The following is a 22,351-nucleotide window of genomic DNA, read 5'->3' on the forward strand; positions in this document are numbered from 1 at the left end:
GCGTTCCCTTTGCCGCACGGCTGACCTCCGCACGAAGGGAACGCGATGCGAGCAGTGGCGATGTACGGGGCAGTGACAGCCTTGAGTTCCTTGGTCATCACCGCACTGGCCGTCGCCCCGGCCGGCGGCACGAGCACCGCGGACGCCGAGTCGTACGGCACGGGCGTCGCCGCCGGGCGCGCCGAGGCCGCGGGCATCTCCTTCGGGCCCTGTCCCAAGGCCGAGATGCTCCCCTCCCCCGTCCAGTGCGGCACGGTGAAGGTCCCGCTCGACTACGCCGAGCCGTCGGGCCGTCAGATCTCCCTGACCGTCAGTCGCGTGAAGGCGAGCGGGAGCGCAGCCCAGCACCAGGGCGCCTTCGTCTACAACCCCGGCGGCCCCGGCGCGTCCAGCATGTACTTCCCGCTGGCAGCCCGGCTGCCCGAGTGGAAGCGGATCGCCGAGGCGTACGACATCGTGGGCTACTCCCCGCGCGGTGTGGGCCGCTCGGCCCCGCTGTCCTGCCAGGACCCGGCCGACTTCGGCAAGGGGCCGACCCTGGCCCCGGTGCATCCCTCGCCGTCGTACAAGCAGGAGCGGATCGCGCGGGCGCAGGCGTACGCGCAGGGCTGTGCGCTGAGCGCGGGCGAGGCCCTGCGCCACTACACCTCGCTCAACAACGCCCGCGACCTCGATGTGCTGCGGGCGGCGCTCGGCCAGCCGCGGCTGACCTTCATGGGCGCCTCGTACGGAACCTACTTCGGCGCGCTGTACGCGACGCTCTTCCCCTCGCATGTGCGCCGGATGGTTTTCGACTCGGCGGTCAACCCGGAGCCCAAGCAGATCTGGTACCGCAGCAACCTCGACCAGTCGCTCGCCTTCGAGAGCCGCTGGGCGGACTTCCGCGCGTGGGTCGCCAAGTACGACGGCACCTTCCACCTGGGCGCCACGCCCGAAGAGGTGGCGGTCAGCTACGAGAAGGCGCGTGCCGGCCTCGCCCTGGAGCCGGCGGGGGGCGTCGTCGGCCCCGGCCAGCTGCACGCGGCGTTCCTGGGGGTCGGGTACACCGACGAGTACTGGATCCCGCGCGCCACCGCGCTCTCGGAGTATCTGAAGGGCAATGAGAAGCCGCTGATCAGTCAGGCCGCACCCCGGCCGGAGGAGGCGCGGGAGGCGGAGAACGCCAACGCCGTCTACACCGCCGTGGAGTGCAACGACGCTCCCTGGCCGACCGAGTGGGAGGTCTGGGACCACGACAACACCGCCCTCGCTCGCCGGGCACCGTTCGAGACCTGGGACAACGCCTTCATGAACCTGCCGTGCGCGTTCTGGCCGGCGCCGCGGCAGCAGCCGCTGGATGTACGTACGAAGAGGGGCGCGCTGCCGCCGACGCTGATCCTGGCCGCGGAGCGGGACGCGGCGACGCCGTACGAGGGGGCGCGCGAGCTGGCGCGGCGGCTGAAGGGGGCCGTGCTGATCACGGAGGAGGACGCCGGTACGCACGGCATCGGCGGCGGCAGCAACAAGTGTGTCAACGCCCACCTGGAGAACTATCTGCTCACCGGTGAGACGCCGGTGCGGCGCGCTTCGTGCGCGCCGCACCCGGAGCCGGACCCGGTGTCGCTGGAGCGGCGCGCGGGCCTCCCGAAGGTGCCGCACGTCGTCTGATCTTCCGGGTCGGGGTCTTTGGGGAGTCGCGGGTCAGGCGAGCCCCGAGACCAGCTCCGCGAGGGACTTGCGCCGCCCCGTGTAGAACGGCACCTCTTCGCGGACGTGCATCCGTGCCTCGGACGCACGCAGATGACGCATCAGGTCGACGATGCGGTGCAGCTCGTCCGCCTCGAAGGCCAGGATCCACTCGTAGTCGCCGAGCGAGAACGACGCGACCGTGTTGGCGCGCACGTCCGGGTAGCCGCGGGCCATCTTGCCGTGGTCGGCGAGCATCCGGCGGCGGTCCTCGTCGGGCAGCAGGTACCAGTCGTAGGAGCGCACAAAGGGGTAGACCGAGACGTAACTGCGCGGCGTCTCGTCGGCCAGGAAGGCCGGGATGTGCGCCTTGTTGAACTCCGCGGGGCGGTGCAGCGCCATGTTCGACCAGACCGGGTCCAGAGCGCGGCCGAGCCTCGTGCGGCGGAAGAGGTTGTACGCCTCCTGCAGCTCGTCCGCGGTCTCGGCGTGCCACCAGATCATGACGTCGGCGTCGGCCCGCAGCCCCGACAGGTCGTACGTGCCGCGCACGGTGACGTCCTTGGCGGCGAGCTGGTCGAACAGCTCCTGGACCTCGTCCGCGTAGCCGGACCGGTCCTCGGGAAGTACATCGCGCAGCTTGAAGACGGACCACAGCGTGTACCGGATGACCTCATTGAGGTCCTTGGCCTTCTTGCCTGCGTTCGGGATCTTTTCGGGCGCACTCATGGGGCTATTCTCCCGCGTCGTGATCCGTGCCCCGCGCCAGGGTCGGCGTGGCGAGGATCTCGTCGGCCGCGCGCCGGGCGCCCGCGATGCAGGCGGGGATCCCGACGCCGTCGTAGGCCGCGCCGCAGACCCTGAGGCCCTGCAGCTTGGCGACCTCCTCCCGGATCCGGGCGACGCGCTTCAGGTGCCCCACGGGGTACTGGGGCAGTCCGCCGATCCACCGGGTCACCTCGGTGGCCACGGGCCGGGCGGCCAGTCCGGTGGCCTCGCCGAGATCGCTCAGGGACACGGAGACGAGTTCGGTGTCCTCGCGGTGCAGATGCTCGTCCTCGCCGTAGCGCCCGATCGAGGTGCGCAGGACGAAGAGGTCCGGGGACGCCTGGTCCACCCAGCCCCACTTGCGGGTCGAGAAGGTGGACGCCTTGATCGTGTGGCCGTCGACGGGCGGCACAAGGAAGCCGCTGCCGTCCGGCATGCCGGCCAGGTCCTTGCGCCGGAAGGCCATGGTGACCAGGGCCATCGAGGCGTACTCGACCTGGCCGAGCTCGGCCGCGGCGGCCGGGCATTCGGAGGCGAGCAGCGCGGACGCGGACCAGGCGGGTGTCGCGAGCACGACGGCGTCGGCCGCGATCACACGCTGGTCCGTGCGGATCTCCCAGCTGTCGGCGCCGCGCGTCATGCCGAGTACGGGAGTCTCCAGGAGGATCTCGCCGCCCTGAGCGCGTACGGCGTCGGCGACGGCGCCGGGCAGCGTGCCGATGCCGCCTTCGATGCCCATGAAGACGGGCCCCGCGGCCTGCTGTGTGCTTGCCTTCGCCTGGATGTCCCGTACGCCGTCGAGCAGCGAGTCATGGGTCTTCGCTGCCTCGAAGAGCTGGGGGACGGCGGCGCGCATGGAGATGCGGTACGCGTCGCCCGCGTAGACCCCGCCGAGCAGCGGCTCGACCAGCCGGTCGACGACCTCGCGGCCGAGGCGCTCGGCCACATACGCGCCGACCGCGACGTCGTCGCCGAGTTCGGCGGGCGGGAGGTCGCGCTCCTGCGCGATACGGGCGACGCCCTCGGGCGAGAGCAGCCCCGCGAGGGCCGCCGGGTCGCCCGGCACTCCCATGACATGGCCCTTGGGCATCGGGCGCAGCGCGTCGCGGGTCCACACCGAGGCGGTGGCGGTCGCAGGCGGCTGGAGCCGGTCGGCGAGTCCGACGGCGCGGGCCAGTTCGACGGCTTCGGGGCGGCGGGCGAGCATCGACTCGGCGCCGAGGTCGACGGGGGTGCCCTCGATCTCGCCCGCCTCGAGCTTGCCGCCGAGACGGTCGGTGGCTTCGAGGAGGGTGACGCGTACACCGGAGTCGAGCAGCCGGTGCGCGGCCGCGAGACCGGCGATGCCGCCTCCGATGACGACGACATGACCGGTGCGTGTGTCCCGGTTGAGAGAGCGCTGCATGTGCCAACTCTCTCAAACCCCGTACCGAGTCCTGACCGTGACCGCTTCGGGATCGAAAGGGGGCAACCCGCGCAGGTGCCTCGTACGTCGAACCGGCAACACCCATCACCTGTCCCCGGGGGGCCTGCATGCGTGCACGTCGTACGGTCGCGGCACTGTTTCTCACCGCTTCACTCGCCGTCGCCGGGTGCAGCGGCGGGGCGGACGACATGTCCAGTGCGGACGACAAGTCGGCTCCGAGGCCCGCGGCGGAGGGGGCGGCGGGCTCGGGGTACGCCGCCGACAAGGACTCCGGCTCCCGGCAGACCCCGCCGAACCAGCCGAAGCAGCCCTTGCTGCCGGCTCACATCATCCGCACGGCCGTGCTCGAAATGGAGGTCAAGGACGCCCCCAAGGCGCTCGCGGCCGCCCGCGGGGCGGCCGAGAACGCCGGAGGCCATGTCGCAGGCGAGTCCACCGAGCGGATCGACGACACCCATGTGACCTCGCGCGTCGTCCTGCGTGTCCCGCAGGAGAAGTACGACGAGGTGCTCACCGAGCTGGCCGGTGCCGGAAAGCTGCTCTCCCGCAAGGCCGACGCCAAGGACGTCACCGCCCAGGTCGTCGACGTCGAGAGCCGGATAGCGACCCAGCGGGCAAGCGTGAACCGCGTACGGGCGCTGATGGACCGGGCGGTCAAGCTCAGCGACGTGGTCACGCTGGAGGGGCAACTGAGCAGCCGACAGGCGGAGTTGGAGTCACTGCTCGCCCAGCAGGCCGCACTGAAGGACCGTACGACGCTGGCGACGATCACCCTCTCGCTTTCGGAGCCCGAGAAGGAGGAGCACAAGGAGGACGACGACCCCGGCTTCCTGGACGCGCTCGGCGGCGGCTGGGGCGCCCTGGTCGCGACGGGCGAGTGGATCGCGGTGGTGGTCGGTGCGGTGGCTCCGTTCGGGGCGGTCCTCGCGGTGCTGTACGCGCTGTGGCGCTGGGTGCTGCGCCCGCGGCTGCCCAGGCGTGCCCACAACGAGGCCACGGCTCCCGGGCCCTACCCCGGCCCCTACCCCGGCCCCGGCCCCGGCCCCGGCCAGGACTGAACCGTCGTTCCCCCGTAGCGTGTTCCCATGGCGATGGAGCGACTGGTGGTCATCGGGGGCGATGCGGCGGGCATGTCCGCCGCATCGCAGGCACGCAGGCTCAAGGGCCCGGACGAGCTGGAGATCGTCGCGTTCGAGCGCGGGCACTTCAGCTCGTACTCGGCCTGCGGCATTCCGTACTGGGTCGGCGGCGATGTGCCCGAGCGCGACGACCTGATCGCCCGTACGCCGGCCGAGCACCGCGAGCGCGCGATCGATCTGCGGATGCGTAACGAAGTGACGGAGATCGACGTTCCGGGCGGGCGGGTGCGCTCCCGCGACCTGGAGACGGGCACCGAGACGTGGACCGGCTACGACAAGCTGGTCATCGCGACCGGCGCGCGACCCATCCGCCCGCCGCTGCCCGGCATCGACGCGCCCGGTGTGCACGGGGTGCAGACCCTCGACGACGGCCAGGACCTGCTGACCACGCTGGACAGCGTCGAGGGCCGCCGCGCGGTCGTCGTCGGCGTCGGCTACATCGGCGTCGAGATGGCAGAGGCGCTGCTGAAGCACGGCTTCGAGGTGACCGTCCTCAACCGCGGCGAACAGCCGATGGCCACGCTCGACCCGGACATGGGCCGCCTGGTCCACCGGTCGATGGATCGCATGGGCATCACGACGGTGGCCGGGGCCGAGGTCACCAAGATCCTCACCGGCGAGAACGGCCGGGTCCGCGCAGTGGCGACCGAGGACGCGGAGTACCCGGCGGACGTCGTGGTCCTCGGCATCGGCGTCGAACCGGAGACCGCCCTCGCCCGCGCCGCGGGCCTGCCGCTCGGGGAGTACGGCGGGCTGCTCACCGACCTGGCGATGCGGGTCCGCGGCCACGACGACATCTGGGCGGGCGGCGACTGCGTGGAGGTCCTCGATCTGGTCTCGGGCCGCGAGCGCCATATCGCGCTCGGCACGCACGCCAACAAGCACGGCCAGATCATCGGCTCGAACGTGGGCGGCGGCTACGGAACCTTCCCCGGCGTGGTGGGCACGGCCGTCAGCAAGGTCTGCGACCTGGAGATCGCCCGCACCGGCCTGCGCGAAAAGGACGCGCGCGCGGTGGGCCTGCGCTACGTCACGGCCACGATCGAGTCGACGAACAGCGCCGGTTACTACCCCGGCGCCGCGCGGATGACGGTGAAGATGCTCGCGGAACGCCGCACGGGCAGGCTGCTCGGCGTCCAGATCGTCGGCACCGACGGCGCGGCGAAGCGCGTCGACATCGCGGCGGTGGCGCTCACGGCGGGCATGACGGTGGAACAGATGACGACCCTGGACCTCGGCTACGCCCCACCGTTCTCCCCGGTCTGGGACCCGGTCCTGGTGGCGGCCCGCAAGGCCGTGACGGCGGTCCGCCGGGAGGGCATTTAGGCCCCCCGGACAGCAGCTCTACAGCCGCGCGTCGGCCGGCGGCCGTTCCCCCGGGTCTAGCGCGCGGTGCGCGTGTGCACGTACTCCACCAGACGCGTCAGCGCGTCCGGGTCCGTCGTCGGCAGGACGCCGTGGCCCAGGTTGAAGATGTGGCCCTCCAGGCCAGCCGCCGCGTCCAGGACCTCGCGGGTCTTGGTCTCGACGGCCTCCCGGGTGGAGAACAGGACGGCCGGGTCGAGGTTGCCCTGCAGCGCCCTGCCCGGGCCGACGCGGCGGGCGGCCTCGTCCAGGGGGACTCGCCAGTCGACGCCGACGACGTCCGCGCCCGCCTCGCCCATCAGGCCGAGCAGTTCGCCGGTGCCGACGCCGAAGTGGATGCGCGGCACTCCGTACGAGGCGACCGCGTCGAAGACCTTGGCCGAGGCCGGCATCACCGAGCGCCGGTAGTCGGCGGGGGCGAGTGCGCCCACCCATGAGTCGAAGAGCTGCACGGCGCTCGCGCCCGCCTCGATCTGCACCTTGAGGAAGGCGGAGGTGATCTCGGCGAGGCGGTCGAGCAGATCGGCCCACAGTTGCGGGTCGCCGTACATCAGCGCCTTGGTGTGCTCGTGATTGCGCGAGGGGCCGCCCTCGACGAGGTAGCTGGCGAGGGTGAACGGGGCTCCGGCGAAGCCGATGAGCGGGGTGGATCCGAGCTCTCCGGTGAGCATCCCGATGGCCTCGGTGACGTACGAGACATCCTCGGGCGTCAGGTCGCGCAGGCGGTCCAGATCGGCGCGGGTGCGGATCGGCTCGGCGACGACCGGGCCGACGCCGGGCTTGATGTCGAGGTCGACGCCGATGGCCTTGAGGGGGACGACGATGTCGCTGAAGTAGATCGCGGCGTCAACCTTGTGACGGCGCACCGGCTGCAGCGTGATCTCGGTGACGAGCTCGGGCCGCATGCACGATTCCAGCATCCCGATGCCCTCGCGGACCTTCAGGTATTCGGGCAGTGAGCGCCCCGCCTGACGCATGAACCAGACCGGCGTGTGCGGCACCGGCTCACGCCTGCATGCCTTCAGGAACGCGGAGTCGTACGTCTTGGTCGGCTGGCCCGAGGGGCGGTCGTTGGCACTCACGCCCAGAATCTTCGCACGTAGTGGGGAAGTGGCCGCCCCGGCCCGGGTGTCCCTCCCTGCGCGAAGCCCCCGTTCCGCCTACTCTTCCCCGCATGGCTGCGGCTCAGGGACATTTTTCCGATCATTCCAACGGCACTGACGACACGGACAGTGCGGAGGGGAATGCCGTCCCGCGTGCGTTCCGGCAGGCGGTCGAGGCGCTGCGGGCGGCGCGGCTGCGGCCGGAGATCGAGCTGGACCCGACGCGCCCGCCCCAGCGGCTCGCCCCGCATGCGTACGCGCTTGAGGCGGCGGTCGTCGACGGCGAGGAGGATCTCGCCGACGGGCGCCTCGTGCTGCTGCACGATCCGGCCGGTCACGAAGCCTGGCAGGGCACCTTCCGGCTGGTGACGCTGGTGCGCGCCGAGTTGGAGCCGGAGATGGCGGCCGACCCGCTGCTTCCCGAGGTCTGCTGGTCGTGGCTGACGGGCGCGCTGGAGGCCCGCGGCCTCTCGTACGGGGAGCCGAGCGGCACCGTCACCCGCGCGGGTTCTCACTATTTCGGTGGACTCTCCGAGCGGCGTCCGGCGACACAGATCGAGATCCGGGCCTCGTGGACTCCGCGGGAGGGTCTGGGCGGGGTTCCGGACTCGGCGGCACACCTCACGGCCTGGTGCGATCTGCTCTGCCAGATCGCCGGGCTGCCGCCGTCCCAGGCGGGTCAGGCGGACGCGGCGACGGGCGTCGTGTCGCTCCCGCAGCGGCGGGGTCCGCAGCAGCGCTGACACCGCACCCGGTCCCGCGCCCGGGACACTGGGCCGCGGGCGCGCAGGAGTAACGCGGAACGCGACGAGCGGGCGCCCGGCCCGGCATCCCCGAACGCGGAGCCGGGCATCGAGCCGAACTCGAATGCGGAGCCGCAGCCCGGGCTCACGCCCGCGCTCGTGCATATGCGCCCGCGCACGACGGTTCGCTCTTAGGATGATCGATCACCCGTCCGAATTGCCCCAATTGTTACTCACCAAATCGTGATCATTCCCTAAAGCCGGGCGGGATCGCTGCCGAAGAGGTCTGTGACCCTAACTGCACGGTTCGCCCCGGCTTCAGCCCCGAGCCGGCTCCGCCCCGCACCTTCCCCCCAGGAGGCCTGGTGTCCGTTCTTCTCGAGCAGCCCGCAAGCCTGGTCGCCTACCGCCCGAACAAGCCGACGGCCATGGTCGTCGTGGCCGACCCGCGCGTCCGCTCCACCGTCACCCGCCACCTGTGGGCCCTCGGAGTGCGTGACGTCATCGAGGCGTCGTCCATCGCGGAGGCCCGTCCCCGCGTCGGCAACCCGCGCGACATCTGCGTTGCCGACGTCCACCTGCCCGACGGTTCCGGGCTGACCCTCCTGTCCGAGACCCGAGCCGCAGGCTGGCCCAACGGCCTCGCCCTCTCCGCAGCCGACGACATCGGCGCCGTACGCAACGCACTCGCGGGCGGCGTCAAGGGATATGTCGTCACCGGTACGCGTACGAACATCGGGCACCCGACCCGTCCCGGCGCCGCCCCCATCGGCGCCGCGGCCGGCCGGATGCACCGCCGCCCCCCGGGTGCCCCGAGCCACCCGGGCGGCTACCGCGAGCTCTCCGGCCGTGAGGTCGAGGTGCTCCGCCTGGTCGCGGAAGGCCAGTCCAACAAGGCGATCGGCGTCTCGATGGGCCTGTCCGCGCTGACCGTCAAGAGCCACCTCGCCCGTATCGCACGCAAGCTCGGCACAGGCGACCGCGCCGGAATGGTGGCCGTCGCACTGCGCACCGGCATCATTCACTGACCGCTTTACATCTCTTTCGCGCCCGTCGACGGAACGTTCCGTCGACGGGCGCCTTCCGTTCACGGATACCCTTGACACGTGACCGACGCCCAAGAGACCGCAGCAGAGACCGCACTGCGAACCACCGGGGGCGCTCCCCCGGACGACGTCGAACCGGCGCCGATTCCCTTGCTGGAGCCCCGCGAAGGCATTCCTCCCGTGATCGCGGACGACGCCGCGCTCGCCGAGGTCATCGCCGCGTTCGCCTCCGGCACCGGCCCCGTGGCCGTCGACGCCGAGCGCGCGTCCGGCTACCGCTACGGCCAGCGGGCCTATCTCGTACAGCTGCGCCGCGAGGGCGCGGGCAGTGCGCTGATCGACCCCGTCGGCTGTCCCGATCTCTCCGGGCTCGGCGAGGTGCTCGCCGGCACGGAGTGGATTCTGCACGCGGCCACCCAGGACCTCCCCTGCCTGCGCGAAATAGGCATGATTCCCACCCGGCTCTTCGACACCGAGCTGGCCGGGCGGCTCGCCGGCTTTCCGCGGGTGGGGCTCGGCGCGATGGTCGAGTCCGTCCTCGGCTACGCCCTGGAAAAGGGCCACTCGGCGGTCGACTGGTCGACCCGTCCGCTCCCCGAGCCGTGGCTGCGGTACGCCGCGCTCGACGTGGAGCTGCTGGTCGATCTGCGCGACGCGCTGGAGAAGGAGCTGGACCGGCAGGGCAAGCTGGAGTGGGCACACCAGGAGTTCGACGCGATCGCCTCGGCCCCGCCCGCTCCCCCGCGCAAGGATCCCTGGCGCCGTACGTCCGGCATGCACAAGGTGCGCCGCCGTCGCCAGATGGCTGTCGTACGGGAGCTGTGGAACGCCCGCGACGCGGTGGCACAGCGGCGTGACGTGTCGCCGGGCAAGGTGCTCAGCGATGCCGCGATCGTCGAGGCCTCGCTCGCAGTGCCCGAGAATGTGCAGGCGCTCACCGCACTGCCGGGATTCGGCCACCGGATGGGGCGGCGCCAGCTGGAGCAGTGGCAGGCGGCCGTCGACCGCGCGAAGGCGCTGCCCGACCCCGATCTGCCGCAGCCCGGCCAGCCGCTGAACGGTCCGCCGCCGCCGCGTTCCTGGGCGGACAAGGACCCGGCGGCCGCGGCCCGGCTCTCCGCGGCGCGCGCGGCCGTGTCCGCGCTTGCCGAGGAGCTGAACATGCCGCAGGAGAACCTGATCACGCCGGACACGGTGCGGCGGGTGTGCTGGGAGCCGCCGACCGAGATCGGCGAGGACGCCGTGGCAGAGGCCCTGGCCTCGTACGGCGCGCGCCGCTGGCAGATCGAACAGGTGACGCCGCTGCTGGTCGAGGCGCTCGCGGCACAGGCCTGACGCCTGCGGCGGGCCTTGTCCCCACCCCGCCCCTTCCCGAACCAGGGCTCCACCCCGGACCCCTTGCGGGGGCGCTGCCCCCGTACCCCCGCGCCTCAAACGCCGGCGGGGCTGGATTGTGCGGCAGGGCCGCACATTCAGCCCGTCCGGCGTTTGAGGACACGCCCGAAGGGCGTATGGGGGCTTGGGGGCGGAGCCCCCGGTTCGCGCCGCGAAGCGGGCGCAGGGGTCTGGGGCGGAGCCCCAGTTACGGGAAGGGGCGGGTAGGGGAACAAGCCCCGCGCAGCGGCACCCCGCACCCGCACCCCGTGTGACGTTCGCCGCTCCCGCCCCTGGGGCTGTGCACGATGGTTACCCGCAAGTAGCATGAGCGAAGGAAGCGCGCGCTTAGCCGCGTGCCCGCAGCAGTGCCATCCCGCACCCTGGAGGAGAGCCATCGTGCCTCGTACCGTCAGGGACGTCGTCTTCGTCGACGGCGTCCGCACCCCGTTCGGCAAGGCGGGCCCGAAGGGCATTTACCACGAGACCCGTGCCGACGATCTCGTTGTGAAGGCCATCCGGGAGCTGCTGCGCCGCAATCCCGGCCTGGACCCCAAGAAGATCGACGAGGTCGCCATCGCCGCGACCACGCAGATCGGCGACCAGGGCCTCACCCTCGGCCGCACCGCCGGCATCCTCGCGGGTCTGCCGCAGTCCGTTCCGGGGTACTCCATCGACCGCATGTGTGCGGGCGCGATGACCGCCGTGACGACGACCGCCGGTTCGATCGCCTTCGGCGCGTACGACGTCGTGATCGCCGGTGGCGTCGAGCACATGGGCCGTCACCCCATGGGCGAGGGCGTCGACCCGAACCCGCGGTTCGTGAGCGAGAAGCTCGTCGACGAGTCCGCCCTCTTCATGGGCATGACCGCCGAGAACCTGCACGACCGCTACCCGACCATCACCAAGCAGCGCGCCGACGAGTACGCCGTGCGCTCGCAGGAGAAGGCCGCGAAGGCGTACGCCAACGGCAAGATCCAGCAGGACCTGGTGCCGGTCTCCGTACGCCGCACCAACGCCGAGGCGGGCGAGACCGGCTGGGGCCTGGCCACCGCCGACGAGCCGATGCGTCCGGGCACGACCCTGGAGTCCCTCGCGGGCCTGAAGACGCCGTTCCGTGCGCACGGCCGTGTCACCGCGGGCAACGCCGCCGGTCTCAATGACGGCGCCACCGCCTCGCTCCTCGCCTCCGAGGACGTCGCGCAAGAGCTGGGCCTGCCGGTCCGGATGCGGCTCGTCTCCTACGCGTACGCCGGTGTCGAGCCCGAGGTCATGGGCTACGGCCCGATCCCGGCGACCGAGAAGGCCCTCGCCAAGGCGGGTCTGTCGATCGACGACATCGGCCTGTTCGAGATCAACGAGGCCTTCGCCGTCCAGGTGCTGGCCTTCCTCGAGCACTACGGCATCGCGGACGACGACGCGCGCGTCAACCAGTACGGCGGCGCCATCGCCTACGGCCACCCGCTGGCCTCCTCCGGCGTGCGTCTGATGACGCAGCTGGCGCGGCAGTTCGAGGAGCAGCCGCTCGTCCGCTACGGCCTGACCACCATGTGTGTCGGCTTCGGCATGGGCGCGACGGTCATCTGGGAGAACCCGCACTTCGACGGAGGAAACAAGTGAGCACCGCTGAACTCCTGAAGGGCGCGGCCGAGCTGTTCCCGGACGAGGTCGTCACGCAGGCGCACGTGCGCCACCTCGACCTCCCGGCCGGCGCGGGCAAGTTCGCGCTCATCACGCTGGACAACGGCCTGGACCACACCAAGCCGACCACCTTCGGCCCCCAGTCGCTGGCGAACCTGAACGCCGCCGTCGACCAGGTCGAGGCCGAGGCCGCGAACGGCGACATCGTCGGTGTCGGCATCACCGGCAAGCCGTTCATCTTCGCCGTCGGCGCCGACCTCAAGGGCGTCGAGCTGCTGAAGCGGCACGAGGACGCGCTCGCCATCGGCAAGGGCGGCCACGACGTCTTCAAGCGTCTGTCCGGCCTCGCGGTCCCCACGTTCGCGTACTACAACGGCGCGGCGATGGGCGGCGGTGTCGAGGTCGGTCTGCACTGCTCGTACCGCACTGTCTCCCAGGCGATCCCGGCCTTCTCGCTGCCCGAGGTCTTCCTCGGTCTCGTCCCGGGCTGGGGCGGCTGCGCGATCCTGCCGAACCTGATCGGCGCCGACAAGGCCGTCTCGGTGATCATCGAGAACTCGCTCAACCAGAACAAGCAGCTCAGGGGCAAGCAGGTCTTCGAGCTCGGCATCGCCGACGCGATCTTCGAGGGCGCGGACTTCCTGGAGCAGTCGCTGATCTGGACGGCGTCCGTCCTCAAGGGCGACCTCACGGTCGAGCGTCCCGAGGTCGACCGCGGCGAGGCCTGGGACCAGGCCGTCGAGCGCGGCCGCTTCATCGCCGACTCCAAGGTGCACGGCGCGGCTCCGGCCGCCTACCGCGCGCTGGACATCATCGCTGCCGCCAAGAGCGGTGACCTGCAGGCCGGCTTCGACGCCGAGGACACCGCCCTCGCGGACCTGATCATGGGCGGCGAGCTGCGCAGCGGCATCTACGCCTTCAACCTGGTCCAGAAGCGCGGCAAGCGCCCGGCGGGCGCCCCTGACAAGAGCCTGGCCCGCCCGGTCACCAAGGTCGGCGTCGTCGGCGCCGGTCTGATGGCCTCTCAGCTGGCGCTGCTCTTCCTGCGCCGCCTGGAGGTGCCGGTCGTGCTGACCGACATCGACCAGGAGCGCGTCGACAAGGGTGTGGGCTACGTCCACGCCGAGATCGAGAAGCTGCTCGGCAAGGGCCGTATCAACCAGGACAAGGCCAACCGCCTCAAGGGCCTGGTCACCGGTGTGCTGGACAAGGCGGAGGGATTCTCCGACGCCGACTTCATCATCGAGGCGGTCTTCGAGGAGATCGGCGTCAAGCAGCAGGTGTTCGCGGAGGTGGAGGCGGTCGCCCCGGCGCACGCGATCCTCGCCACCAACACCTCCTCGCTGTCGGTCACCGAGATGGCCTCCAAGCTCCAGCACCCGGAGCGCGTGGTCGGCTTCCACTTCTTCAACCCCGTCGCGATCCTCCCGCTGCTGGAGATCGTCCGCGGCGAGAAGACGGACGACGCGGCCCTCGCCACCGCCTTCGGCGTGGCGAAGAAGCTGAAGAAGACCGCCGTCCTGGTCAAGGACGCCCCGGCCTTCGTGGTCAACCGCATCCTGACCCGCTTCATGGGCGAGATCCAGAACGTCATCGACGAGGGCACCCCGGTCGAGGTGGCCGAGAGGGCTGTCGAGCCGCTGGGTCTGCCGATGTCGCCGCTGGTCCTCCTGGAGCTCGTCGGCCCGGCCATCGGTCTGCATGTCTCCGAGACCCTCAACCGTGCCTTCCCGGACCGCTTCACGGTCTCCGAGAACCTGGCCGCGGTCGTCAAGGCGGGCAAGCGCGGCTTCTACGTCTACGACTCCGGCAAGCCGGAGCTGGACCCGGAGGTCGCCGCCCTCCTCAAGCAGGGCGACGCCGTCCTGACCGAGGAGCAGACCCGCGCGCGCGTGCTCGACGCGGTGGCGCAGGAGATCGGTCTGATGCTTCAGGAGGGTGTCGTGGCCGAGGCCCAGGACATCGACCTCTGCCTGATCACGGGCGCCGGCTGGCCCTTCCACCTGGGCGGCATCACGCCGTACCTGGACCGTGAGGGTGTCTCCCAGCGCGTGAACGGCAAGCCGTTCCTGGCGCAGGGCGTCGCGAGCGTCCCGGCGTAACGCCGGCCGTTGTCGCACGAACGGGCCGTACGGGGCTTCCCGTACGGCCCGTTCGGCGTTCCCGCGACGGATCGTGCCGTGCGAAGCTGTGCGCATGCGTGCGCTGGTGATCGTCGACGCGGCGAATGTGGTCGGCTCGGTCCCGGACGGCTGGTGGCGCGACCGGCGCGGGGCGGCCGAGCGGCTGCGCGACCGGCTGGCCGCCTTCGCCCCGGCCGGGGTACCGGGTCATCCCGGTCCCGTGGAGCTGGTCCTCGTCGTGGAGGGCGCGGCCCGCGCAGTGGAGAGCGTGCCGGACGTACGCGTGGAGTCCGCGCCCGGCAGCGGTGACGACCTGATCGTGGAGCTGGCGTCCGCCCGTGAGGCGGGCCGGGAGTGTGTGGTGGTCACGGCCGACCGGGAGTTGAGACGGCGCGTGGAGGCGCAGGGCGCGCAGTGCCTGGGTCCGCGGAGCGTTCAGCCTCCGGGCGATCGTACGTAGCGCCCGGCCCCGCAGGCCCTGTTGGAGCAGGACATACGGTGCCGGGCGCATGAGGATCCGGAGCCGAGTCGTTTAGAACACGGCGTCCTTGCCCATCTTGCCGAGGCGGCTGTTCCTGCGCCCGTAGAGGAAGTACACGACGAAGCCGATCAGCATCCAGACGGCGAAGCGCAGCCATGTCTCGCCCGGCAGGTTCAGCATCAGCCAGAGCGATGCGGCGATCGACAGGATCGGGATGAACGGCACCCACGGTGTGCGGAAGGCGCGGTGCAGATCGGGGCGGGTGCGGCGAAGGACCATCACACCGACGGCCACGACGATGAACGCGAAGAGGGTGCCGATGTTCACCAGGGTCGCGAGCTCGTTGATGCTGGTGAAGCCCGCGATGACGGCGATGAGGCAGCCGAGCAGGATGGTCGGCCGGTAGGGGGTCCTGAAGCGCGGGTGCGTGATGGAGAAGAAGCGCGGCAGCAGACCGTCGCGGCTCATCGCGAAGAACACTCGCGTCTGGCCGAGCAGCAGGATCAGACACACGGTGGTCAGGCCGACGGCGGCACCGAAGCTGATGGCGCCGGCGTACCAGGGGTGACCGGTGGCCTTGAAGGCGTCGGCGAGGGGCGCGCTGATGGACAGTTTGCTGTAGTGCTGCATGCCGGTGACCACGAGCGAGACGGCCACGTAGAGCACGGTGCAGATCAGGAGCGAGCCCAGGATGCCGCGCGGCATGTCGCGCTGCGGGAGCTTGGTCTCCTCGGCGGCGGTGGCCACTACGTCGAAGCCGATGAAGGCGAAGAAGACGACGGAGGCGGCGGTGAAGATGCCCATGACGCCGAAGTTGGTGGCTTCGTAACCGAAGATCAGTTGAACCATGGGGGCGTCTTCCCAGCCCAGCCCGCCCTCCGGGGTCACCGCGTCGGGGATGAACGGCGAGTAGTTGTCGCCCACGATGAAGAACAGCCCCGCGATGATCACGATCATGACCACCGTCACCTTGATGGCCACGACGACCGCGGTGATGTTGGCGGACAGCTTCATGCCGACCACCAGGATCGCCGTCAGCACCAGCACCAGCAGGAAGGCCAGGATGTCGAAGGTCCCGCCTGGCACGTCGGGCCCTTCCAGCGCATTCGCGAGATGCCAGTCCGCGTTGTCCATCAGGGAACGCACATAGCCCGACCAGCCGACCGCGACGACGGCCGTGCCCAGCGCGAATTCGAGGACGAGGTCCCAGCCGATGATCCAGGCGGGCAGCTCACCGATGGAGGCGTACGCGAAAGTGTACGCCGACCCGGCCACCGGGACGGTCGAGGCGAACTCGGCGTAGCACAGGGCCGCCAGCGCACAGACGATGCCGGCGGCGACGAAGGCGAGCGCGGTCGCGGGTCCCGCGTTCTCCTTGGCCACCTTCCCGGTGAGGACGAAGATGCCGGTGCCGATGATGACACCGACGCCGAAGACGATCAGATCCCATGCCGAGAGGGATTTCTTGAGGGCATGCTCCGGCTCTTCGGTGTCGCGGATCGACTGCTCGACCGACTTGGTCCTGAACAGCCCGTTCCCGCGCGGGCCCGTGTCCTGCTGCGTACTCACCGGCGTACCTCCACGCACTCGTCGTGAACGCCATGATTCGGACATCGGTGGCCCGACAGAGCTCCGTACGGGTGGATTTCACGCGAATGGGCCGGTCGGACCACCCATACAGGGTGACCGACCGGCCCATTGGCGCGGCGAAAAGCAGTTCCGCTCGGTCCTGTCCGGTCGATCAGGCCGGATCAGCGAGCGGGGTCTGGCGTGGTGCATCGCAAGGCGGAGGAAGGAGCCCACGCGGAGCGTAGGCGACTGACGACAACGCAGCGAGGTGCCGTGCCAGGGCACGCGAGCCCGGCAAGATCGGCCGGACAGGACCTAGTCGCGGGCGGGCTCCACCGACTCGCTCTCGAACCGGCCGTCCAGCTTGGCCACCAGGCCGGTCACCTGACGGGCGATGTCCGGTGCGGTCAGACCGATCTCCGCCAGGACCTCCTTGCGGGAGGCGTGGTCGAGGAAGCGCGGCGGGATGCCGAAGTCGCGCAGCGGTACGTCGACACCGGCGTCGCGCAGCGCCTGGGAAACGGCCGATCCGACGCCTCCGACACGGCTGTTGTCCTCGACGGTGACGACCACGCGGTGCTGCTCGGCGAGCGGCGCGAGGGCCTCGTCCACGGGCTTGACCCAGCGCGGGTCGACGACGGTGGCCGAGATGCCCTGGGCGTCGAGCAGGCCGGCGATCTCCAGGCACATCGGGGCGAGCGCGCCGACGGAGACCAGCAGCACGTCCGGCCGGTCGGTGCCCGCGTTGCGCAGTACGTCCATGCCGCCGACCTTGCCGAGGGCCTTCACGGCGGGGCCGACCGCGCCCTTGGAGAAGCGCACCACGGTGGGCGCGTCGTCCACCTCGACGGCCTCGCGCAGCTGGGCGCGGACCTGGTCGGCATCGCGCGGGGCCGCGATCCGCAGACCCGGCACGACCTGAAGGATCGACATGTCCCACATGCCGTTGTGCGAGGCGCCGTCCGTGCCGGTGACACCCGCGCGGTCGAGCACGAAGGTCACCCCGCACTTGTGCAGGGCCACGTCCATCAGCACCTGGTCGAAGGCGCGGTTGAGGAAGGTGGCGTACACGGCGAAGACCGGGTGCAGTCCGCCGGTCGCGAGGCCGGCCGCGGACACCGCGCCGTGCTGCTCGGCGATGCCGACGTCGTAGACCCGGTCGGGGAAGGCCTTGGCGAACTTGTCGAGGCCGACCGGCTGCAGCATCGCCGCGGTGATCGCGACGAGGTCCCTGCGCTCCTTGCCGAGCTCGACCATCTCCTCGCCGAAGACGGAGGTCCAGTCGAGTCCCGAGGTGGAGATCGGCAGGCCGGTGTCCGGGTGGATCTTGCCGACGGCGTGGAAGCGGTCCGCCTCGTCCTGGAGGGCGGGCTGGTAGCCGCGGCCCTTCTCGGTGAGGCAGTGGACGATGACGGGGCCGCCGAAGCGCTTGGCGCGGGCGAGCGCGGACTCCAGGGCCTCGATGTCGTGGCCGTCGATGGGGCCGACGTACTTCAGGCCGAGGTCCTCGAACATGCCCTGCGGGGCGATGAAGTCCTTCAGGCCCTTCTTGGCGCCGTGCAGGGTCTCGTAGAGCGGCTTCCCGACGACGGGGGTGCGCTCCAGGATGTCCTTGCCGCGGGCCAGGAAGCGCTCGTAGCCGTCGGTCGTGCGCAGCGTGGCGAGGTGGTTGGCGAGGCCGCCGATCGTGGGGGCGTACGAGCGCTCGTTGTCGTTGACGACGATCACCAGGGGGCGGTCCTTGGCGGCCGCGATGTTGTTCAGCGCCTCCCAGGCCATGCCGCCGGTGAGCGCTCCGTCACCGATCACGGCGACGACGTGGTCGTCCTTCTTCAGCACCTCGTTGGCCTTGGCGAGACCGTCGGCCCAGCCGAGGACGGTGGAGGCGTGGGAGTTCTCGATGATGTCGTGCTCGGACTCGGCACGCGCCGGGTAGCCCGACAGTCCGCCCTTCATCTTGAGCCGGGAGAAGTCCTGGCGCCCGGTCAGGAGCTTGTGCACGTAACTCTGGTGGCCCGTGTCGAAGAGGACCTTGTCCTTCGGCGAGTCGAAGACACGGTGCAGGGCGATCGTCAGCTCCACCACGCCGAGGTTGGGACCGAGGTGGCCACCGGTCTTGGAGACCGCGTCCACGAGGAAGGTCCTGATCTCGGCGGCCAGCTGGTCGAGCTGCTCCGGACTGAGCCGGTCCAGATCGCGCGGTCCCGTGATGCGGGTCAGCAGGGCCACCCGTGCCTCCTTGCAGTTGAGCGGTCTAGCGTGCCGGTCTGCCGAGTCTAATGTTCCGCCTGCTGCGGACGTCATCGGGCGGTGCGATCTACATCACGCAAATGGGTGAAGTGGCGCGTAGCGCCTCGGCAAAAGGGTGTGGGCGACGGGGGCGAACACACAGAGGTGCCCGGCACCGCGAGCGGTGCCGGGCACTCCTGCGGAGCCGCGGTCAGGCGCGGCCCGCGGTCTTCTGGGTCTTCCGGGTGACGGAGTCGATCACCACGGTCGCCAGCAGCACGCCACCGGTGATCATGTACTGGATCGGAGTGGCGATGCCTTCCAGCGCCAGCCCGTACTGGATCGAGACGATCACCATGACACCGAGCAGCGCGTTCCAGGTCCGGCCGCGTCCGCCGAAGAGGCTGGTGCCGCCGATGACGGCCGCCGCGATGACGTTCATCAGCAGGTCACCGGCGCCGGCGCTCTGGTTGGCAGCCGCGATCTTGGACGCCCAGAACAGCCCGCCGATGGCGGCGAAGGTGCCCGCGATGGCGAAGACCGAGATCCGCACCATCTCGACGTTGATACCGGCACGCCGCGAGGCCTCGACGCTGCCGCCGAGCGCGAAGATCTTGCGGCCGTAGGTGGTGCGCCGGAGCACGAAGTCCGTCACCACCAGCACCACCAGGAAGAGGACCAGCGCGAGCGGCAGGCCCTTGTACTGGTTGAACATGACAGCGGCCGCGAAGGCGACGATGGCGAGCAGAACCGTACGCACCACGATGTCGACGAGCGGCCGGGACGGGATTCCGGCGGCCTCGCGCCGACGGGCGTCGAAGAAGGCCGACAGGAAGAACCCGGCGACCGCGACCGCGGCGAGGCCGTAGGAGGCCGCCACGTCCGAGAAGTAGTACGTGGTCAGCTTGCCGACGACACCCTCGCCGTCCAGGTTGATCGTGCCCTGGTCGCCGAGGAGCTGGAGCATGAAGCCCAGCCAGAAGAGCAGGCCGGCCAGCGTGACGGCGAACGCGGGTGCGCCGATCCGGGCGAAGAAGAAGCCGTGGATCGCGCCGATGGCCGCGCCGCTGGCGATCGCGATGATGACGGCGAGCCACTCGTTCATACCGTGGGTGACGGTCAGCACGGCGACGATCGCGCCGGAGACACCGCTGACCGAGCCGACCGACAGGTCGATCTCGCCGAGCAGCAGCACGAAGATGATGCCGACGGCCATCATGCCGGTGGCGACCATCGCGACAGCGATGTTGCTGAGGTTCTGCGCGGAGAGGAAGTTGGAGTTCAGGCTCTGGAAGACGATGGCGATGATGATCAGGCCGATCACCACCGGAATCGAGCCCAGATCACCGGAGTGCAGCTTGCGCTTGAACTCCGAGATGTAACCGGCGAAGCCCTGCTCACGCACGAGCAGCCGGGGGTCGACCGCGGTGACCGCGTCGTGGGCGGCCTCCGGGTTGACGACCGGCGCGTCGGTGGGAGTGGAGGTCTTGTCGACGTTCACTTCTGAACCTCCGTGGTGCGCGCCGCACGACGGGTCACGGCGTTGTCCGTGGCGCCGGTGATGGCGGAGATGATCTCTTCCTGCGAGGTGGTCCTGACCTCGAAGACGCCGTTGTTGCGGCCGAGGCGGAGCACGGCGACCTTGTCGGCGACGGCCTTCACATCGGCCATGTTGTGGCTGATGAGGATGACCGCGTGACCGCGCTCGCGCAGTCGCTCGACGAGGTCGAGGACCTGGGCGGTCTGCTCGACGCCGAGGGCTGCCGTCGGCTCGTCGAGGATGACGAGCTTGGGCTCGCCGAGCATCGAACGGGCGATGGCCACCGTCTGGCGCTGGCCTCCGGAGAGCGAGGCGATCGGGATGCGCACACTCGGGATACGGATCGACAGCGTCTGGAGCAGCTCGCGGGCGCGGCGCTCCATCTCGACCTCGTTGAGGATGCCGCGCTTGCGGATCTCCCGGCCCAGGTAGAGGTTGCCGACGACGTCGATGTTGTCGCACAGCGCGAGGTCCTGGTAGACGGTCGCGATGCCCAGGTTCTGGGCGTCGTGCGGCCGGTTGATCTGGACCTTGCTGCCGTCCCACTCGATGACGCCTTCATCGATGGGATGTACGCCGGCGATCGTCTTGACCAGCGTGGACTTGCCGGCTCCGTTGTCGCCCACCAGGGCGACCACTTCACCGGAATGGACCTCAAGCTCTACGTCGGTGAGCGCCTGAACGGCACCGAATCGCTTGGAGACCCCGCGCAACGCCAGCACGGGCGTAGCGGACACGTGAACCATCTCCTTCGCCGCCTGACCGGCGGGGATGCCGCGCCGGGGGAACGGGCGCGGAGGTTGAGCAGAAGCGAACAGTTGGAAGAAGCGTTTCTGTCCGGCACCCCGCCCCGGTAGCGGGGGCTGAAAAGGGGGCGGGGCACCGGACAGGCTTCATGGGTGCGTAAGTCCCGTGAGGCTCTGCGGACTTACTTCAGACCGAGCGCGTCGCAGGCGGCCTTGTACTTCGGGGTGCAGATCTGGGCGACGGTGTAGACGCCGTCCTTGACGACCGTGGCGTTGATGTTGTCCTTGGTCAGCGAGACGACCGGGACGAGCACCGACGGGATGTCCTTGGTGGTCGGGCTGGAGACCTTCTCCTTGGCAATGGCGTCGAGCTTCTCGCCCTTGGCGAGCGCGACGGCCATCTCGGCGGCGGCAGCGGCCTCCGGCGCGTACGGCTTGTAGACGCTGGCGTACTGCTCACCCGCGACGATGCGCTGCACACCGGCGAGCTCGGCGTCCTGGCCGGTGACCGGCGGGAGCTTGGTGAAGCCGCCGGCCTTCAGGGCGGTGATGATGCCGCCCGCCATGCCGTCGTTGGCGGAGTAGACGCCGATGATCTTGTCCTTGCCAAGGGCCGTGATCGCGGCCTCCATGTTGGCGTTGGCGTTCTCCGGCTTCCACTCCTTGGTGTCGTACTCCTTGCCTACGGTCACCTTGCCGTCGAGCTCGGCGTGCGCACCCTTCTTGAACAGAGCGGCGTTCGGGTCGGTGACGGCACCGTTCATCATGACGATCTGGCCGTCCTTGGCCTTGGCGCCGAGTGCGGTGAGCAGCGCCTTGCCCTGGACGTGGCCGACCTCTTCGTTGTCGAAGGAGGTGTAGGCGTCGATCGGGCCCTCGGCGAGACGGTCGAAGGCGACGACGGGGATGTCCGCGTCCTTGGCCTTCTTGACCGAGCCGGCGATGGCCTTGGAGTCCACCGAGTCGACGATGAGTGCGTCCACCTTGTTGGTGATCATCGTGTCGACCTGCTGGTTCTGCAGCGTCGCGTCCTGCTTGGCGTTGGCGTAGATGACCTTCGCCTTGCCGCCTGTCAGCTCGCTGATCTTCTTCTCAATGAGCGGCTTGTCGAACTGCTCGTAGCGCGCGGTCTGGTTCTCCGGCAGCAGCAGACCGATGGTGATGTCGTCGCCCTTGGCGGCGCCGGTCTGGTCGGACTTCTCGCCCGACTCCTTGGCGCTGCCACAGGCGGCGAGAGAAACAGCCATCGTGGTGGCGGCTACGGCTACGGCTGCACGACGCATTCGCGTGTTCATCTTCGAAACCTCCCTGACGAGGCCGCGTCGCTGCGGCCGAGGTGGCTGGAAGTCAACTCGGCCCCGGTGTCATCGTCAAGGAGTAAATCCTTAACGAG

At 70.2% G+C, this 22,351-nt stretch carries 17 protein-coding genes; 9 read left to right on the forward strand and 8 right to left on the reverse strand.

Annotation, left to right across the window (positions count from 1 at the left end; all coding sequences use genetic code 11):
- Window positions 1–45: 45 nt before the first annotated feature.
- The gene (locus OHA61_RS08325; RefSeq protein WP_406302484.1) at window positions 46–1,647 is read left to right on the forward strand and encodes an alpha/beta hydrolase; all 1,602 of its coding nucleotides are present in this window, start codon (window positions 46–48) and stop codon (window positions 1,645–1,647) included.
- 33 nt (window positions 1,648–1,680) lie between these two features.
- Here the strand turns inward: OHA61_RS08325 and hemQ are convergent, their stop codons facing one another.
- Window positions 1,681–2,394, reverse strand: coding sequence for a hydrogen peroxide-dependent heme synthase (gene hemQ / locus OHA61_RS08330; RefSeq protein WP_406302485.1), 714 nt, complete (start codon window positions 2,392–2,394; stop codon window positions 1,681–1,683).
- A gap of 4 nt (window positions 2,395–2,398) precedes the next feature.
- A complete protein-coding gene (hemG, locus tag OHA61_RS08335) occupies window positions 2,399–3,838 on the reverse strand; it encodes a protoporphyrinogen oxidase (RefSeq protein WP_406302486.1) in 1,440 nt (479 codons plus the stop codon).
- A gap of 128 nt (window positions 3,839–3,966) precedes the next feature.
- On the opposite strand from hemG, the gene OHA61_RS08340 reads away from it, so the two are divergent.
- Window positions 3,967–4,917: a DUF4349 domain-containing protein gene (locus OHA61_RS08340; RefSeq protein WP_406302487.1), complete on the forward strand. Its 951-nt coding sequence runs from the start codon at window positions 3,967–3,969 to the stop codon at window positions 4,915–4,917.
- A 27-nt stretch (window positions 4,918–4,944) separates the two neighbouring features.
- Window positions 4,945–6,324, forward strand: coding sequence for an FAD-dependent oxidoreductase (locus tag OHA61_RS08345; RefSeq protein WP_406302488.1), 1,380 nt, complete (start codon window positions 4,945–4,947; stop codon window positions 6,322–6,324).
- A gap of 56 nt (window positions 6,325–6,380) precedes the next feature.
- Here OHA61_RS08345 and hemE read toward each other — a convergent pair whose 3' ends face one another.
- Complete coding sequence (hemE, locus tag OHA61_RS08350) at window positions 6,381–7,445, reverse strand: uroporphyrinogen decarboxylase (RefSeq protein ID WP_406302489.1); 1,065 nt, start codon at window positions 7,443–7,445, stop codon at window positions 6,381–6,383.
- Between the two features lie 92 nt (window positions 7,446–7,537).
- Between hemE and OHA61_RS08355 the strand changes: the two genes are divergently transcribed.
- The 6 genes from OHA61_RS08355 to OHA61_RS08380 all read left to right on the forward strand — a co-directional run bounded on the left by OHA61_RS08355 (window position 7,538) and on the right by OHA61_RS08380 (window position 14,853).
- Complete coding sequence (locus tag OHA61_RS08355) at window positions 7,538–8,209, forward strand: DUF3000 domain-containing protein (protein ID WP_324984554.1); 672 nt, start codon at window positions 7,538–7,540, stop codon at window positions 8,207–8,209.
- 365 nt (window positions 8,210–8,574) lie between these two features.
- Entirely contained in the window at window positions 8,575–9,237 is a 663-nt protein-coding gene (locus tag OHA61_RS08360) for a response regulator transcription factor (RefSeq protein ID WP_108153209.1), read from the forward strand.
- A 78-nt stretch (window positions 9,238–9,315) separates the two neighbouring features.
- Entirely contained in the window at window positions 9,316–10,590 is a 1,275-nt protein-coding gene (locus OHA61_RS08365) for an HRDC domain-containing protein (RefSeq protein ID WP_406302490.1), read from the forward strand.
- 438 nt (window positions 10,591–11,028) lie between these two features.
- Window positions 11,029–12,249 (forward strand): thiolase family protein, encoded by a 1,221-nt coding sequence (locus tag OHA61_RS08370; RefSeq protein ID WP_406302491.1) that lies wholly within the window; start codon window positions 11,029–11,031, stop codon window positions 12,247–12,249.
- Window positions 12,246–14,372 carry a 3-hydroxyacyl-CoA dehydrogenase NAD-binding domain-containing protein gene (locus tag OHA61_RS08375; protein WP_406302492.1) on the forward strand — a complete coding sequence of 709 codons (2,127 nt, stop codon included), beginning with the start codon at window positions 12,246–12,248 and terminating at the stop codon, window positions 14,370–14,372. Before OHA61_RS08370 ends, OHA61_RS08375 begins: the two co-directional genes overlap by 4 nt.
- 94 nt (window positions 14,373–14,466) lie before the next feature.
- The gene (locus OHA61_RS08380; protein WP_406302493.1) at window positions 14,467–14,853 is read left to right on the forward strand and encodes an NTP pyrophosphohydrolase; all 387 of its coding nucleotides are present in this window, start codon (window positions 14,467–14,469) and stop codon (window positions 14,851–14,853) included.
- Between the two features lie 72 nt (window positions 14,854–14,925).
- On the opposite strand, the gene OHA61_RS08385 is transcribed toward OHA61_RS08380, so the two are convergent.
- The 5 genes from OHA61_RS08385 to OHA61_RS08405 all read right to left on the reverse strand — a co-directional run bounded on the left by OHA61_RS08385 (window position 14,926) and on the right by OHA61_RS08405 (window position 22,253).
- Entirely contained in the window at window positions 14,926–16,443 is a 1,518-nt protein-coding gene (locus OHA61_RS08385; protein WP_406302494.1) for an amino acid permease, read from the reverse strand.
- A gap of 315 nt (window positions 16,444–16,758) precedes the next feature.
- Window positions 16,759–18,672: a 1-deoxy-D-xylulose-5-phosphate synthase gene (dxs, locus tag OHA61_RS08390; RefSeq protein WP_406302495.1), complete on the reverse strand. Its 1,914-nt coding sequence runs from the start codon at window positions 18,670–18,672 to the stop codon at window positions 16,759–16,761.
- A gap of 211 nt (window positions 18,673–18,883) precedes the next feature.
- A complete protein-coding gene (locus OHA61_RS08395) occupies window positions 18,884–20,173 on the reverse strand; it encodes a sugar ABC transporter permease (RefSeq protein WP_406302496.1) in 1,290 nt (429 codons plus the stop codon).
- Window positions 20,170–20,958 (reverse strand): ATP-binding cassette domain-containing protein, encoded by a 789-nt coding sequence (locus OHA61_RS08400; RefSeq protein ID WP_406302497.1) that lies wholly within the window; start codon window positions 20,956–20,958, stop codon window positions 20,170–20,172. Before OHA61_RS08400 ends, OHA61_RS08395 begins: the two co-directional genes overlap by 4 nt.
- A gap of 182 nt (window positions 20,959–21,140) precedes the next feature.
- Complete coding sequence (locus OHA61_RS08405) at window positions 21,141–22,253, reverse strand: substrate-binding domain-containing protein (protein ID WP_406302498.1); 1,113 nt, start codon at window positions 22,251–22,253, stop codon at window positions 21,141–21,143.
- Between the last annotated feature and the right edge of the window lie 98 nt (window positions 22,254–22,351).

The organism is Streptomyces sp. NBC_00885 (assembly GCF_045207475.1).
Lineage (GTDB): Bacteria > Actinomycetota > Actinomycetes > Streptomycetales > Streptomycetaceae > Streptomyces.